At 54.0% G+C, this 15,440-nt stretch carries 12 protein-coding genes; 6 read left to right on the top strand and 6 right to left on the bottom strand.

Translation table 11 applies throughout. The features are described 5' to 3' along the window. Window positions 1–440: 440 nt before the first annotated feature. From Abor_RS11450 to Abor_RS11440, 3 genes are all read left to right on the top strand, one after another. Window positions 441–1,730 carry a dicarboxylate/amino acid:cation symporter gene (locus Abor_RS11450; RefSeq protein ID WP_048842030.1) on the top strand — a complete coding sequence of 430 codons (1,290 nt, stop codon included), beginning with the start codon at window positions 441–443 and terminating at the stop codon, window positions 1,728–1,730. Window positions 1,731–1,772: 42 nt separating this feature from the next. Next, window positions 1,773–3,047 (top strand): MFS transporter, encoded by a 1,275-nt coding sequence (locus Abor_RS11445; protein ID WP_048842029.1) that lies wholly within the window; start codon window positions 1,773–1,775, stop codon window positions 3,045–3,047. A gap of 177 nt (window positions 3,048–3,224) precedes the next feature. Beyond that, on the top strand, window positions 3,225–3,623 hold the full coding sequence (locus Abor_RS11440; RefSeq protein ID WP_048842028.1) for a hypothetical protein: 399 nt from the start codon (window positions 3,225–3,227) through the stop codon (window positions 3,621–3,623). A gap of 237 nt (window positions 3,624–3,860) precedes the next feature. Here Abor_RS11440 and bcp read toward each other — a convergent pair whose 3' ends face one another. Together bcp and Abor_RS11430 are read right to left on the bottom strand one after the other, a co-directional pair. After that, window positions 3,861–4,337: a thioredoxin-dependent thiol peroxidase gene (bcp, locus tag Abor_RS11435; protein ID WP_048842026.1), complete on the bottom strand. Its 477-nt coding sequence runs from the start codon at window positions 4,335–4,337 to the stop codon at window positions 3,861–3,863. Window positions 4,338–4,450: 113 nt separating this feature from the next. Further along, window positions 4,451–7,579, bottom strand: coding sequence for a bifunctional [glutamine synthetase] adenylyltransferase/[glutamine synthetase]-adenylyl-L-tyrosine phosphorylase (locus Abor_RS11430; protein WP_084594510.1), 3,129 nt, complete (start codon window positions 7,577–7,579; stop codon window positions 4,451–4,453). Between the two features lie 38 nt (window positions 7,580–7,617). Here Abor_RS11430 and Abor_RS11425 point away from each other — a divergent pair, with 38 nt between their 5' ends. Beyond that, a complete protein-coding gene (locus tag Abor_RS11425; protein ID WP_048842025.1) occupies window positions 7,618–10,875 on the top strand; it encodes an AsmA-like C-terminal region-containing protein in 3,258 nt (1,085 codons plus the stop codon). Between the two features lie 17 nt (window positions 10,876–10,892). On the opposite strand, the gene Abor_RS11420 is transcribed toward Abor_RS11425, so the two are convergent. The 4 genes from Abor_RS11420 to aat are packed head-to-tail and all read right to left on the bottom strand — an operon-like array spanning window position 10,893 to window position 13,781. Beyond that, complete coding sequence (locus tag Abor_RS11420; protein WP_052946432.1) at window positions 10,893–11,471, bottom strand: hypothetical protein; 579 nt, start codon at window positions 11,469–11,471, stop codon at window positions 10,893–10,895. Window positions 11,472–11,519: 48 nt separating this feature from the next. Next, entirely contained in the window at window positions 11,520–12,215 is a 696-nt protein-coding gene (locus Abor_RS11415) for a hypothetical protein (RefSeq protein WP_232015074.1), read from the bottom strand. Then, complete coding sequence (locus Abor_RS11410; RefSeq protein ID WP_048842024.1) at window positions 12,212–13,081, bottom strand: hypothetical protein; 870 nt, start codon at window positions 13,079–13,081, stop codon at window positions 12,212–12,214. The genes Abor_RS11415 and Abor_RS11410 overlap by 4 nt, the downstream gene beginning before the upstream one ends. A gap of 46 nt (window positions 13,082–13,127) precedes the next feature. Beyond that, window positions 13,128–13,781 (bottom strand): leucyl/phenylalanyl-tRNA--protein transferase, encoded by a 654-nt coding sequence (aat, locus tag Abor_RS11405; RefSeq protein WP_048842023.1) that lies wholly within the window; start codon window positions 13,779–13,781, stop codon window positions 13,128–13,130. Window positions 13,782–13,962: 181 nt separating this feature from the next. On the opposite strand from aat, the gene Abor_RS11400 reads away from it, so the two are divergent. Then, window positions 13,963–14,937 (top strand): 2-hydroxyacid dehydrogenase, encoded by a 975-nt coding sequence (locus Abor_RS11400; protein ID WP_048842022.1) that lies wholly within the window; start codon window positions 13,963–13,965, stop codon window positions 14,935–14,937. Between the two features lie 49 nt (window positions 14,938–14,986). Next, a complete protein-coding gene (locus Abor_RS11395) occupies window positions 14,987–15,172 on the top strand; it encodes a hypothetical protein (RefSeq protein WP_048842021.1) in 186 nt (61 codons plus the stop codon). Window positions 15,173–15,440: the final 268 nt, after the last annotated feature.

Below are 15,440 nucleotides of genomic sequence, written 5' to 3'. Positions count from 1 at the left end.
TGATGCTGCTTTATTAAGGGCTACGCCAGTAAATTCCATTTCAGAGTATGCGGCCACACTGGCCAGACTACAAGCACACAAACCCTTAGGCCCAAATGGTGCAAACAAGCGCACAACGCCATAACAGCCACATGTTTGGCACTTTAAAACAACCCGCTATTACTTACGCGGCATTTGCCCACAGTTATCACACCCCCGAGAACAGAGCGCTAAAAGCAACACACACACCAAGAAATGCTTTATCTCTGTTGCAGCGTTTTATGCTGCCCATAACAGAGGCTTCCGTGCAACATGTCTAAGCTTAATGCGTTGATCCATCACGATAATGCAATGACATGGCCTGCTTGTGGGTGATATAGACCAACCAGAACAGAAAACGACCTACCAAGAATAACAAATAAGAACAGGGAAATAACAGCGTGCATCTGCCTTCCTCCGCGATGTCGTCCGCACCAAAACCGTCAGCATCTTCTCGCCACAAAGCGCTTTACATTCAAGTTATTGTCGCTGTTGTTGCTGGTATTCTGGTCGGTTATTTCTTCCCCAACCTTGGCGCGGCTCTTCGCCCGTTAGGCGATGGGTTTGTTAAACTTATTAAAATGGTTATTGCGCCGGTTATTTTTCTAACCGTGTGCACCGGCATTGCAGGCATGGCCGACCTAAAACAGACAGGCCGCGTGGCAGGCAAAGCCATGGCCTATTTTCTGTTTTTTTCTACCCTTGCCCTTATTGTGGGTATGGTTGTAGCCAATGTAGCCCAACCCGGTTACGGGCTGCACATTAACCCTAAATCGCTCGATGCCGGGTCTGTTGCGTCTTTTGTAAGCCAAGCGCAACATGGGCATGGCTTTACCGAATTTTTAATGCGCATTATTCCGGCCACAACAGCGGGCGCGTTTACCTCGGGCGAAATTTTGCAGGTGCTGCTGGTAGCCATTCTGTTTGGCATCAGCCTTGCCCAGATGGGCCGCACAGGTGAGAGTATTCTCAGCTTTTTTAAAAGCCTAACCGAACTTGTTTTTGGCGTTGTACGCTTGGTTATGTACGCAGCCCCTATTGGGGCCTTTGGGGCTATGGCATTTACCGTGGGCCGCTTTGGGGTAAGCTCCATTGGCAACCTGCTTGAGCTTGTCCTGGCCTTTTACCTTACAGCTTTTTTGTTTGTATGCGGTATTTTAGGGCTGGTAGCCCGCTGCATGGGCTTTAGTATTTTTCGCCTTATTCGGTACCTTAAAGAAGAGCTGCTCATTGTGCTTGGCACCAGCTCTTCTGAATCTGCACTGCCCGGCCTTATTGCCAAGCTTGAACAAGCAGGCTGCCCCCAAGGTATTGTTGGGCTTGTGGTGCCTATGGGCTATTCTTTTAACCTAGACGGCACCAATATTTACATGACCCTTGCCGCCCTTTTTATAGCCCAAGCCACAGATGTGCATTTAAGCCTGTCTGAACAAACGGCACTATTGCTCGTAGCTATGGTAAGCTCAAAAGGTGCTGCGGGTGTTACGGGGGCTGGCTTTATTACGCTGGCAGCCACTCTCTCGGTTGTGCCAAGCGTACCGGTTGCCGGCATGGCGCTTATTTTAGGCATAGACCGCTTTATGTCTGAATGCCGCTCTCTTACCAACCTTGTTGGTAACGCTGTTGCCGCACTTGTTATTTCCCGCTGGGAAAACGCATTAGATACAAACAAGCTACACGCAGCGCTCACCCACTCCCCCGATAAAACTTAAACCCCCACCAGAACCGGCCCAAGACAACAGGACACCCCCCACATGAACACCGCTCAGCGCATTCGCGGCATTCTGGCTGGCTCTGCCGGAAATCTTTTAGAATATTACGACTGGTACGTTTATTCCTCTTTTACCATCTATTTTGCCCATGCCTTTTTCCCGCATGGCAACGAAACAGCCGAACTCTTAAATGCAGCCGCCATTTTTGCCGTTGGCTTTTTTATGCGCCCTATTGGGGGGTGGCTTTTAGGCGCCGCAGCAGACCGTTACGGCCGTAAAACCGCCCTAACACTTTCTGTTACAGCTATGTGCCTTGGCTCTCTGGCCATTGCCATTTGCCCAACCTACCAACAAATTGGTTTGTTGGCCCCAGCCATTTTGCTCGTAGCACGGCTGGTGCAAGGCCTAAGCCTTGGTGGAGAATACGGCGCTTCAGCCACGTATCTGGCTGAAATGTCTACCCCAGCCAACCGGGGTTTCTGGTCTGGGTTTTTGTATGTTACGCTGGTTATGGGGCAGTTACTTGCTCTCGTTATTTTGCTGCTTATGCAATATGTTTTTCTTACCCCCCACCAAATTGAAACATGGGGCTGGCGTGTGCCTTTCCTGCTGGGTGCTGGCGGGGCCCTTCTCATTTTCTGGCTCAGACGCCACATGCAGGAAAGTGAGCGTTTTGAACAAAGCCATAAAAAGAAAACCCAAGGTGGTATCAAGGTTTTATTGCAGCATAAACGTGCTGTTTTAACCGTGTGCGGTATGACGTTAGGGGGTACAGTCGCGTTTTATACCTACACTATTTACATGCAAAAATATTTGGCCAACACGCTCGGTTTTGCCAAAGACACTGCTACTCTGGTTTCTTCTGCATCGTTGTTGGTCTTTGCACTTATGCAGCCCGCCTTTGGCGCTTTGTCTGACCGTATTGGCCGCAAACCACTACTGCTTTATTTTGGCACGTGCGCCACACTTGGCACCGTACCGTTGCTTTCTTTACTTTCTGGCGTGCACTCTCCTTGGGCAGCATTTGGGCTTATTACATTCGCCCTCTTCATAGCCTCGGGCTACACCTCTATTAATGCTGTTGTAAAAGCCGAGCTTTTTCCAACGCAAATTCGGGCTTTAGGCGTTGCCCTACCTTATGCCGTTACGGTTTCTCTCTTTGGCGGCACAACCGAATATATTGCCCTATGGTGCCGCCAGATGGGGCACGACACATGGTTTGCCTACTATGTTTCGGCCTGTGCTGCAGTTACCCTTTTAACGGTGCTTACCCTTAAAAAAGAGACCACGCTGGAGCAGGATACCCCCCAAGGCTAAGCCAACACTCGCCTTGCAAAGAGTGCGTAACAGGGGCCGCTTTTTAGCGGCCTTTTTGTCAAAATACCCTAAACGCGCCCAGATGCGGCCTTTAAATTGCCACGACTCAAGCCTTTATTCATACCTAGAAACGGACAGGCTTAGCCTCTCCGCTTCCTTGTTTGAAGGAGGCACGTTATGCGCCGTATTACAAAACTGTTTCTCGCCCTGCCGTTGGTCGCAGGTACCCTATTGGCAACTGTTCCGGCGGCTCAGGCGTACCCCGGCGGTTATGGTTGGGGTGGTGGTGGCCCACATTGGGGCGGCCCGCCACCACGCGGCCGGTGGGGCGGTGGCCCCGGCTACTATCATCACCACGGCGGGCATGGCGGCGCTATTGCAGGCGCACTTATTGGGGGTTTAGCTGTAGGCGCATTAGCCGGTGCTGCCATGGGCGGTTCTTATGGCCCACCGCCACCACCAGTTGTTTATGCTCCGCCACCCCCTCCACCCCCACCAGTTTATGCTGTGCCAGTTGTGCCTGTAGCACCAGCACCGGGCTATTATGCCCCCAACGGGTATTACGCAGGCTGGTAAAAAATACTGGCTCAACAACCAAAAATGGGGCGCCTTGCGCCCCATTTTTTATGCCGCCATACCTACACAGAAACTGGCTGCTTTATGGTTTTAAGCACCACGCCTACCCTGCCAGCTTGTACAAACAAACTGAACACGGCAAAAAATGCCACTAATGGTTTACGGGCAGAAAAGCTGGCTAATTTTAAGTGCAAAAAGCCCAGAAAGCCTGCCAATTCTATGCTTTAAAATTACCTTTTAAAGAGCTTTGCTTGCATCCAGCACAGCCTCAACATGGCCCGGCACTTTTACTTTGCGCCAAATACGCGCAATTTTTCCATCTGCCCCAATCAGAAATGTTGAGCGCTCAATGCCCATATGGGTTTTGCCGTACAATGTTTTTTCAACCCAGACCCCATACGCTTCGGTTACGTGCCCCGCCTCGTCTGAAGCCAGCGGAAAGTCGAGAGCGTATTTATCGGCAAATTTATCAAGTTTGCTTACCGTATCCCGCGATACACCAATAACCGTTAGCCCTGCACCATCAAACTCTTTCAAAGCCTCGTTAAAACCGCAGGCTTCTGTGGTGCAGCCGGGGGTATCGGCTTTGGGGTAAAAATACAGCACAAACGCCTTACCTTTTAGGTCTGCTAGGCTTACATGCCGCTGCTTGCTAGCAAGCATTGAAAAATTGGGCGCGCTATCGCCTTCATTTAGGCTGTATTGCTGTGCCATCTCTCTTTTTTCTCCCTTATGAGTAACTTAAACGAGCCTTTACCCAACACCTAACGGCCGCCCCCGTTCCGTCTGGGCGGTAGAGGCTACGTTTTAAAGGCCAAGCTGTGGGGTTATATTCCGCTTTCTTCTAGCATAACTTCTGCAAAAGCATCGCCTTCCTGCACGGTGCCTATGGTTTGCGCAAAGCAGGCTCTTACCGCCCGTGCAAGAGCGCTGGTTTGGCTAATAAGGTCTGGCAGCGTTTTAACTTTCATGGCGCGCAACAAAATAGCCTGAGACGGCGGAGCCAGCTCTTTTTCAAGATCGAGCGGCGGCACCGGCCCGCACAGCAGGCGCAACAAACATTGCAAGCGCCGCCATTGGCTATCTGCCTGCAACAGCAATTTGGTTTGCGCACTATTAAGCACCCCAGCTTTACCCAATTTAACCAAAGCTTTGCGTGTGCAGGTGTCTCGTACAGTTTTATCTGCCACAACCAGTTGCAGGGTTTGGCCTATAAATTCCACCTCCATCAGGCCACCAGAGCGGCGCTTAATGTCCCACGGGCTGGTTGCCGGCAGGTCTCGGGCCAAGCGTGCCCGCATGGCACGGGCATCTTCTAATACCTCTGCCTTAGTGGGTTCTGGTTTGCGTAACTTACCCTCTAAAATAGCAGCAATATCGGCACTTAAAACGTGCCGTAACGCTATGGGGGCAGCAATAATGCGGGCGCGCGTTAAGGCCATGCGCTCCCATGTCCAAGCGGCATCACGGTGGTATTGCAAAAACCCTTGGCGGGCTGCGGCAACTGGCCCTGCGGCCCCAGAGGGACGCAGGCGCATATCCACCGCATAAAGCGGGCCTTCTGGCCCCGGCGCAGTTAAGGCCGCAATAAAAGCATGCGCAAGGCGGGTGTAATATTGCCCCACACTCACGCTACGCGGTGCAGGGAGTAAAAACCCTTCTGGCGTTTTGGCTCTGGGGGTTTGGGGCACAACACTCATTTGTTGTGCTTCTGGGTGGTCAAATACCAAAAGCAGGTCAAGGTCGGAGCCGGGCATCATCTCCCGCGAGCCAGCTTTACCCAAGGCTATAACCGCCATACCCCCGCCCGGCACACGGCCATAGCGGCGTATATGGTCTTTTTCTACAGCCTGTTTGAGCACTATCATAATCGTGTCAGCCAAGGCTGTGCGGGCACGCTCGGCTTCATCTTCGCTCATGCGGCCTTCGATCACGGCCACAGACAGTCTAAACTCTTCACCCCGCAGTAAAGGCCGCAGAGCCGTTACCAGCATTTCTGTATCTTCTACTTCAGCCGCTAGTTGGCGCAGGCGGGCTAAGACATTCCGCCCTTCTTCCGGCTCTGGCTCCAGTAAGCCCTCTAGTGCAGAAGGTTTATCTGCCAAGTGGTCTGCCAAAAAGGCAGAAGCATCAAACAAGGCGGCAATGCGGTCTATTAGGGCTGGGTTACGCTCAAACAAAGAGAGAAGCTGCACCCCGGCATGTTGCCGTGCCAGCAAAGCATCAAACCGGCGTAAGCATGCCAAGGGGTTACTGCGCGTTGCAAAGCTGGCCAAAAGGGCTGGCAGCAAATTACGCAAAAGCGCATGCGCCCGCTCAGAGCGCAGTGCACGCAAACTATTACCCTGCCAACGGGCAAGCACCTGTGCTGCCTCGACCGCTTGCTCGGGCGAGAACCCAACATTTTGCAACAAAATAGGAGAGTTCTCATCATCTGGCGCCACCGCCAGCAGCGTTTTGTCCTGTTCTTCGGCGGGTTGGGCCTGCGTTACAAAATGGCGCTCAAAAATACGCCGGGCTTCACGCATGCGGGGCAGCAGGTCGAGCGCCAGTGCCTCCCCGTCTGAATAATTCATGAAAACAGCAAAAGCGTTAAAAGCGTCTGCCTGCTCTGGCAAAGAATGGGTCTGGTAGTCTGCGCGCATTTGCAAGCGGTGCTCAGCATCCCGCAACAAGCGGTATGTGCGGGCCAGCACCTCGGCTTCTTCCCGCGGTAAATAAGCCAGTTTTACGAGTTTTTTAAGCGCACCAAAGGTTGTTTTATCACGCAGGGTGGGGTCTCTGCCGCCCCATACCAACTGCATGGCTTGCGCAATAAACTCAATTTCTCGAATACCGCCCTGCCCCAACTTAAGGTTATGGCCTAGCAGCCACTGCATACTGGCGGCAGGGTCTGCCACCGTACTTTCAGCTAAGGTGGCCAAACCGGTACGCCCGGTATTGCGGTACCGGTCTATCCGTGCCTTCATGGTATGGATGTCATCTATCAAGGCAAAATCAAGGTGCCTGCGCCACACAAAAGGGCGTATGGCTTCAAGAAAGCTCCGGCCCAGTGTTAGGTCTCCGGCAACAGGCCGCGCCTTGATCATGGCAGCACGCTCCCATGTTTGACCCAGGCTTTCATAATACACCATGGCCGCCTGCACAGACACCGCAGGCGGGGTGGATGCAGGGTCTGGGCGCAGCCGCAAGTCGGTACGAAAGACGTAGCCATTCGCATCGCGCGCTTCCATGAGGCTCACAAGATCGCTAGTCATACGAATAAACACGCGCCGCACAGCGTCTGGCTGCTTGTAGCCAGATGGGTCATACAGCACCATCAGGTCGATATCTGAGGAGAAATTAAGTTCCCGTGCCCCCAGCTTTCCCATTGCCAGCACAAAAAAACCACAGCCATATGTTGGACGTTTGGGGTCTTTCAACTGTATCTGACCAGAATCGTGGGCGGCCCATAATAAATGCTTGAGCGCTACCTCCAGCGTAGTTTCAGCCAAACGGCTGAGTGCCTGCGTTACATCTTCCAGCGGCCAAAAACCGCCAATATCAGCTATGGCACAGAGCAAGGCCACCTGTTTTTTTGCCTGCCGCAGGCTGGCGGCCACATGGGTACGCTCGGCTGTAAAGTCACATTCAGCCAGTGTGGCAAATGCCTCGGTCGCGCACGCACTTGGGCCTTTTTGCAGCAAAGTTACAAAAAAATCTGTGTCCTGCCGCGCAAGGTCAGACAAATAAGGGCTGTTGCCGCCAAGGCATGTCAGCAAAGCAGCCGCACCGGGCATATCCAGCACGTCTGTCTGCCCACTTTCTTGCAGGGCGGCACGCATATCTTCTTCAAAATGGGCGGCAGCCTGTGTGTTAGCCGCCGCGGGCCACATGGCATCTGGCCAGAGCCGTGGCGTGCGGGCGCTGCGGGGCTGGCGAATATCTTTAAACGAAGGCTGTGTAACAAGCGGCATGGTCTGACCATTCTAGTGAAGAGCAAAGGGTTGCTGCGTTGACTTCAACTGGTCAAGACCTCCCTCGCCCATTGCATAAGCGCGTTATGCGCGTTTGTGCTTTGTCGCTTGTTATTATTATCGTGTTACCAGTACTTGCGGTAGCGGCTTTGCTGGTGCGTATGCTCTTTGGGCCGGTCAATATTACGCCAGCAATACGGCCATTTTTACCCCTAACCGTGCTAGAGGGCGCCCCCGGCCAGCCACCAGCCGCCAAGCTTACCCTAGGCCGGGCAGAACTACGCTGGAACAGCCTTACACAGGGCTGGCGCGCACCATTTCTTGTGTCTTTAGACACTGTGCAGTTGCTTAAAGCCAATAACGATACACCAGACTTTATTCGCTCGGCACAAGCAACGCTCGACCCGCTGGCTCTTGTGCATGGCACAGTAGGCTTACGCACGCTCGATGTACGCGGTGTAAGGTTAGCCCTACGCCGTAAACCCGATGGCACCGTGGGCCTTGCCGCACAAGATAGTGCCCCCACGCAGGCCAAGCACAGCCCCTCCAGCCCCAGCGTTGGGCCTTTGCTAGATATTGAGCAGCTCAGCCTGCACGATGCCATTATAACAATGGACGACCAGCTTACCGGTACGCATTGGACAGCAAGCCCTGTTGAAGGCACTCTCCATATTGCCCCAGAGCACGGTAAATACGGTATAACTGGCGCGGGTAACCTTACCATAACTGGTCAAAAAACTGGGGCACAGCTTAAGCTGGCTGCTACAGGCACACGCCAGCCAGACCATACGGTAAAATGGCTTATAACCCTTGCCCCAACGCAACCCGCCAGCTTTGCAAAAGTGGCCCCCGCATTAGCCAGCATTAAAAATACGGTCGGCCTTTCTGCCACCGCAACCTTTGCTGGTGCCCAAAAAAGCGCGTGGCTATTGCCTAATACGTTAGATGTAGCTGTTGAGGTAGGCGCAGGCGCGCTTGAGGTAGCCCACAGCCCCTACCTGCTTAAGCACGCCAGCACACAGGTGCATTTGGCACTTAACCAACACTCAACCACCCATACACCAGCTATTTTAACCATTCAGGCACTAACGCTAGACCTGCTAGACCCCACGCAGCCTAACACGCCAGAAAAAGGTATTACCGTACAAGGCCAAGGGGTGCTCAACGCCTCAGACCTGTTTAGCCCGCAAAGCCTGTCTGGGCAGGTCGGGGTAGCTATTCCACAAGTCGATTTTGCCAATATTGCACAATTTTGGCCCCAAACTGCGGCCAAAGGTGGCCGCCGCTGGGTGTCTGAAAATATTACAACCGGTTTGGCGCATAACCTGCATGTTGGGCTCACTGTGCATAGCGCCACAGGTTGGAAAGGCCTCAATGTAACCGGGGCTACCGGCGGGGTCGATGCCTCTGGCCTTACCGTCCATTGGTTACGCCCTATCTCCCCCCTGCACGAGTTAGAGGCCCACCTAGAAATACAAGGGCTAGACACCCTTAAAATTAACTTTGACCACGGCTACCAGCTTATTGACCTAGCCGACAAAAATGTTGGCGCACGCGGCATTGGCCGTGTTGAGGCTGGCCCCGGCAGCATGACCATTGCTGGCCTTACCAAAAAAGACCAAACCGGCACCATTGCCACACAGCTCCATGGTAACCTGCGCGATATTTTAGCGCTGCTCACAGAAAACCGGCTGCATCTTCTCTCCCGTCACCCATTAAGCTTTACCAAGCCAACAGGCATAGCCGCAGTAGATTTTACCCTGACCCTGCCGCTTGATAGCGATGTGACAACAGACCAAATGACGGTCGATGCACATGCCCACGTTACCCATGCACATTTAGGCAATGTGGTTATGAACCGCGCCATTACAGATGGCGCCTTTAACCTGAGCGCCACCACCGAAAAAATGGATCTGGCAGGCCACGCCGCTGTTGGCGGCTTTCCGGCAGACCTGTCTTACTTCATGGATTTTCGCTCGCTCAAACCAACCGATGTCGCTGAAAAAGCCCACGTTATGGCCACCATTACCCCCGCCAGCGCCATGGCCGCGGGCATTGCCGTGGGTAACCATTTTGATGGCAAAGCCAAACTGGGCGTTGACTATACCCGCCTTGCCAACAAACAGGCCACCGTTAACCTTGCCCTTAACCTAACCCCCGCCCAAGTGCTTATACCGCTATGGCACAAAGCCGCAGGGCGGCCTGCACAGGTCTCGGCAGAGTTAGCTTTGCTAGACGGGCACATTACGGGCGTTAATAAATTACAAGCTTCTGGCCCCAACCTAGATGTACGGGGCCAAGCCGCTATTAAGCCTAATGCCGCACCAGAACTGCTTGTCTCTTCTTTCCGTATAGACCGCTCGACTGGCCATGCGCGGCTTGTGCTGCCTTATGCCACGCAAGACAAAACCATTCGGGTAGGGGTCTATGCCGACACGCTTGACCTCTCCCCCCTTATGGAGACCGACCCCGCAGCCCCCCCTAAAAAAGAGAGCGGCTACCATGTGCCAGAGGCCGCAAGTGGTACGCTACACGGCCCTCCGGGCAATGCGTGGGACATAGAGCTGCAAGCCAACGCCCTGCTCTATAACCAAAACAAACCGCCGCTGCGTACCGTTAAAGCCCATTTTGAGCATAATGGCCTAAGGCTAGAGCGTATGGCCTTTAGCATGCGCGGGCCAACACCTGTTGCCATGCACCTAACCCCCAATGGTACCAAGCGCAGCCTGCATGTCGTTGTGCCAGATATGGGCGAGTTTTTGTCGGCCTTTAATATTCTACCCAATGTTAAAGGGGGGGAGGCCACCCTAACCGGCTCGTTTAACGATAGCCTGCCCGCAGCCCCCTTTAAGGGCGAGCTAAAAGTAACCCCCTTTGTTCTCACCAAAGCGCCAGAAACCGTGCTGCTGGCACGGAACCTGTCGCTTTATGGCTGGCTCAATGGCCGCAAATCACCTGAGTTTGAGGTAACGCACCTCTCGCTCCCCGTATCCTTTTCAGACGGTGTTTTGCGCATTCATGATGGCAGCACAGGCAACGATGCCCTTGGGGCCACGCTTGAGGGCGATATTGACCTAGACCACGGCAAGCTAGACCTAGATGGCACCGTTGTACCCATTTTTGCCTTTAACAAATTACCCGGCAAACTGCCCGGTGTTGGCCGCCTGTTTAGCCCCGAGAAAAATGGGGGCTTTCTGGCCATGACCTTCGGCCTTTCTGGCAAGCTGGATAAACCAGACTTTCACGTAAACCCCTACTCCGTGCTGCTGCCCGGCGTATTGCGCAAAATCTTCTAAAGCGCATTACACCCGGCTTAGGGTTTTTGCGGGGCGTCTGGGTCTTCTATGTCTGCGGCACTTTCGGTCAGGTACACTGTGTCATGCAGCGGGCCTTGCACATGGGCTATAATAGACCCGTTTTTAAAAGCTGCCCGTAAGCCCAGCGTTTCATCATCAAAGCTTGTATCAAGCCCGTTGCCGCTTACTTCCCCCACGGTATGAAAAACAACATCAGCCCCAGCTTTAACCGGGTTTACCAGCCAGTGCCGCGTATGAGACACAAGGGTTGAGCCATCTGTTAAGCCACAGGGCTGCATGTGGGTAAGGGTTACGGTTTCGGTTGTAACAAAAGCCTGTGCGCCCTGCTTGCCTGTGCTGGCCTGCTGCGCAAACACGGTGCCAGAAGGTACAACCAGCAAATCTGTCTCGGCACCTTTAGACAGGCTGTTGGCACAAATAGAAATACTACCCTGCCCATTGGTGCTAAGCGCTACCGTACCCAACCCGTTGGACGTAACAGGCGTTTGCGCCTGTGCAGCCTGCCCCATTGCTACAACACCCCACAGGGTTCCCAGCGCTAGGGCACATGTTCCAAAAACTGTCTGCTTAACCATACCGTGTTCCTGCATACTCAATAAGCGCATACCGGAACACGCCTGTGCTTATGGTGTAGCCGGTGCCTCCTGTTTTAACCCTGCCGGAATAGTAAAAACCGTATCCGGTTGGGTGGCACGGCTTACACTCAGGGCGCGCACTGTTATCTGCTGGCCCTGTGCAACCTGCAACAGCAAACCGTCTGGGGTATAGCATACGTCGCTGGCGTGTCCGTCGGTATCCTTTGTGCGCCACACTGTGCAGCGTTCACCCGCTACTATGGAACTCCCTAAACGTGCATAGGTGCCCGTCATGGCAATATGGCCCGGTGGGGTCAGGCCTTGGCTGGGGGCTGGCATAACACTAAAGCGTTTGCGGCTTAAATCTACCACGCTTAGCGTATGCTCCGGCCAAGACGTTACCATGTAAACACTGGTATTTTCTGGGTCTAAGCGCTGTTTAAGGGCAGCAACCTGCCAGCGCATGCGCTGCTTTATGGCTGCATCTCCCACCGGGGATGTCAGCTCATACACAATATCTGCATCGGTTGCGGGGGTAATGCACGGGCCGTCACGGTCACATACGGCAGTGCTGTCTGGCGCGGCTATATTAGGCGTAGCCCCCGCCCCATAAAGGCTCTCGGGAGCCACAGGACTTTGAGGGGCTTTCTGAGCTTGAGCCTGCAAGGGCAGCATGGCCACTCCCGCCGCAAGCACAACCGCTACGCCTGTATGGCGTAACAAGGTGGTTTTAAAACCGCTCATGGTGTGGCCTCACTGGGTTGTGGGCCTTGTGGGTTATCTGTGCCGGAGGGCATGCGTGTTGTGGGGCCTACACCCGGCACTGGGCTAGTGGCAGGGGCCGGTATTGCCCCCTCTTGCGGCCCATCATTTTGGGCTGTGCCAGCTTGTGGGGCGTGGGCTGTTACCTCTTGGTAGCCAGAAGGCGGCATAAAAGCGCTGGCTGGCACATCATCATACGACACATGCAGGGCTTTTAAGTGGCCGTGCAGCCCATCAACATCTACGCCGTCTTGCTCCAGAATAAACCCGTCATCTGTAACGCACGCCGTGCCTTTACCTTGGGGTGACTGCACCCCCCACACTGTGCAGGGCTGGCCGCTAACCTGCGCTTGGTTCTTGCGCACAAACTGCATGGACATATCGAGCAAAAACGGGCTACGCGCCACCTCTTGCTGCACAAGGCGCGTATAAATTTTGCGGTCGTCCAGTATCACCAGCACTTCTTGTGCCGCGCGGTTCAAAATAACAGAGCCACGCGGGTTGGTGTCGGTCATGTCTTTTAAATAGCGAATACGCATAAGCCCGCCATCGCCTGAAAACAGCACCTGCACATGCCGCTCTGGCAAAGGCCCACTGGGCACTTTGCCTGCCTGCACCAACTCTGGCGGGGGCTGGGGCTGAAAAACATAGTCAATTGTGGCATCGCGGCCGGGGCTAAGGCGCGGGTGGTCTGCCACAGTAGCGGGGGCTGTTTGCTCTGGCTGGCCAGAGGCCGCAGCAGGTGCAGGCGCGCTTAACCCCACGCTTGGCACCAAAAATGGCGCACTGGCCAAAAGGCCGCATAGGGTCAGCAGGCTTGGTTTGCGGCCACGCTGGCTTATGGTCATTACTCTCTCTTTCCTCAAACGCTCGGTCTCTTATGGCTGTGCGGGGTTAAGCCCCACGCATGGCCTTTATTTCGGCTTTTATCACATCATCTGGCACAGTATCGCGCCAACATGGCAGCATCTGGACAGCCCGCTCTAAACTGGCCTTATAGTCTTGTGCCGGTATTTCAACCCCACCAAAACGGGCTAGGTGGTCTGTGCCAAACTGAGTGTCCAGCACGCTAAAGCCACAAAGGCGTAAACGTGCAACCAAATGCACCAACGCAACTTTGGACGCATCTGTAACCCGGCTAAACATACTCTCACCAAAAAAAGCACCACCCAGCGCTACACCATACAAGCCCCCTACCAGCTCACCATTGAGGCGGCATTCTACGCTGTGGGCATACCCCATTTTATGCAACGCACAGAATAGGGTAAAAATTTCTTGGTTTATCCAAGTTTCCTCCCGCCCTGGGGCGGGGGTGGCGCAACCTTGCATAACTCCGGCAAAGTCTTGGTTTACGGTCACACTAAACTTGTCTGACAGCACAGTACGCTGCAAGCGGCGCGGAAGGTGAAACCCCTCAAGCGGTATAATCCCGCGCGGGTCTGGGTCGTACCATTGCAGCTCTGTGTCTTCTGCGTTGGCCGCCATAGGAAAAAGCCCAACGGCATATGCGCCCAGCATAAGTTCAGGTGTCAGGGCTTGTTCGGCCATGTCTGCTCTTTCTTTCTGTTTGCCTGCTTACACGGGCCAACCAGTCACTGAATTGTTTATGCCAGAGTTTCAACCCGGCTCTTTCTTTTCCGTTAGAGCCATTACATGATGTTTTGGTGCACGCTATGCTAGCGTAGCAACGCCAAAATTCAATTCTTCCTCCTTTGTTTCAGGACTGCCCATGTCTGCTGATAAACCGCGCCTTATCCGCTCTGTCCGGCTTCTTGCCGCAGCTGAAAAACGTATCGAGGCAGAGTTTCTTGCCCCGCCCAGCCCGGCAACCCCGCTTAATACAGCAGCCATTCTCAAGCTAGCGCACGAGTTCCAGCCCACTGCTGTTTTGGTCACACACCACGCCCCCCTTAAAGGGCAAGACATAGCGGCCCTGCCAGACTGCGTTAAACTGGTAGCAACCGTGAGCGTTGGCCTAGACCACCTAGACGTACCCGCCCTGCTGGCACGCGGCATTGCCGTCTCCAACACCCCAGACGTGCTAACAGACTGCAACGCAGACCTAACCATGATGCTTATAATTGCCGCCTGCCGCCGCGCGGCTGAGTATTATACCCTCATGAAAAAAGGCTGGGGCCACACCCTAGGCATGGACGAAATGCTAGGCCACCGCGTAACCGGCAAAACGCTTGGCATTATTGGCATGGGCCGTATTGGCCAAGCCGTAGCCCGCCGCGCACATGGTTTTGAAATGAACGTGCTCTACCACAACCGCCGCCAGCTAGACCCCGCGCAAGAAGAAGGCGCAACCTACTACGCCAGCCTAGAAGAGATGCTGCCCAAATGTAATATTTTAAGCCTGCACCTACCCGCAGCCCCCAACGGCCAACCTATTATGACCGCCCGCACCTTGGGCCTGCTGCCCCGTGGCAGCGTATTGGTTAACGCCGCACGCGGCGCCCTGATAGATGAAACCGCCCTGATAGACGCCCTTCGTTCTGGCCAGTTAGCCGGTGCCGGGCTAGACGTATACCGTAACGAACCCAACCCAGACCCACGCATTTTAGCTCTGCCCAACGTATTTATGACCCCCCACGTAGGCAGCGCCACGGTTGAAACACGTACCGCCATGTGCATGCTGGCTCTCGACAATGTTGCAGCCCTTGTGGCTGGCACCCCCCTACCCAGCCCTGTTACGGCCTGATAGAAAAACCACCCAGCACAAAGCTGCTGTGTGATAAGGAGCACACCCCATGCAAATGACACTCCGCCTTGCCTGCCTTATTGGCATTGCCCTTGCAGGTGTGCTGCGCTTTGTAGACCCACATTACCACCTTACGGCAGAAATTGTGGGGGCCGGGTTTTTAATAACCGCTCTGGTAGCCACCGTCATATTAGACGAAACAGCCCCGGCCGGTATTTCAGCCTCTAAAAAATAACTACTTACCCTGCCCCAAAAGCAGGGGCTAACACGCCTTAAAACTGGCTATTCTGCACAAGCCTAGCTACAGTACCTAAACAAACCCTTTTTTGACCCTTTTTAAAACACCCCAAAAAGTTCTTTGAAAATCAAAGCCTTAAAAACCACCCTCAAAAAAAGGGGTAAACGCACTAAAACCCCTTAAGCCTTTGTTTTCTTAAGCGTATCTCTTTTTCCCTTCTACTTCACTGCCGCACAGGCAGCTCAGAAAAAAGGACGCCATCATG

The organism is Acetobacter orientalis (genome assembly GCF_000963965.1).
In the GTDB taxonomy this organism is placed as follows: domain Bacteria; phylum Pseudomonadota; class Alphaproteobacteria; order Acetobacterales; family Acetobacteraceae; genus Acetobacter; species Acetobacter orientalis.
The sequence above is the reverse complement of the archived record's forward strand: the minus strand, read 5'-3'. Positions and strand labels throughout refer to the sequence as shown.

What these genes read in the sequence shown, in the direction of transcription:
- Abor_RS11450 (WP_048842030.1), top strand. Translation starts at nt 441, where the DNA reads ATGTCGTCCGCACCAAAACCGTCAGCATCTTCTCGCCACAAAGCGCTT.
- Abor_RS11445 (WP_048842029.1), top strand. Translation starts at nt 1,773, where the DNA reads ATGAACACCGCTCAGCGCATTCGCGGCATTCTGGCTGGCTCTGCCGGA.
- Abor_RS11440 (WP_048842028.1), top strand. Translation starts at nt 3,225, where the DNA reads ATGCGCCGTATTACAAAACTGTTTCTCGCCCTGCCGTTGGTCGCAGGT.
- bcp (WP_048842026.1), bottom strand. Translation starts at nt 4,337, where the DNA reads ATGGCACAGCAATACAGCCTAAATGAAGGCGATAGCGCGCCCAATTTT.
- Abor_RS11430 (WP_084594510.1), bottom strand. Translation starts at nt 7,579, where the DNA reads ATGCCGCTTGTTACACAGCCTTCGTTTAAAGATATTCGCCAGCCCCGC.
- Abor_RS11420 (WP_052946432.1), bottom strand. Translation starts at nt 11,471, where the DNA reads ATGGTTAAGCAGACAGTTTTTGGAACATGTGCCCTAGCGCTGGGAACC.
- Abor_RS11415 (WP_232015074.1), bottom strand. Translation starts at nt 12,215, where the DNA reads ATGAGCGGTTTTAAAACCACCTTGTTACGCCATACAGGCGTAGCGGTT.
- Abor_RS11410 (WP_048842024.1), bottom strand. Translation starts at nt 13,081, where the DNA reads ATGACCATAAGCCAGCGTGGCCGCAAACCAAGCCTGCTGACCCTATGC.
- aat (WP_048842023.1), bottom strand. Translation starts at nt 13,781, where the DNA reads ATGGCCGAACAAGCCCTGACACCTGAACTTATGCTGGGCGCATATGCC.
- Abor_RS11400 (WP_048842022.1), top strand. Translation starts at nt 13,963, where the DNA reads ATGTCTGCTGATAAACCGCGCCTTATCCGCTCTGTCCGGCTTCTTGCC.
- Abor_RS11395 (WP_048842021.1), top strand. Translation starts at nt 14,987, where the DNA reads ATGCAAATGACACTCCGCCTTGCCTGCCTTATTGGCATTGCCCTTGCA.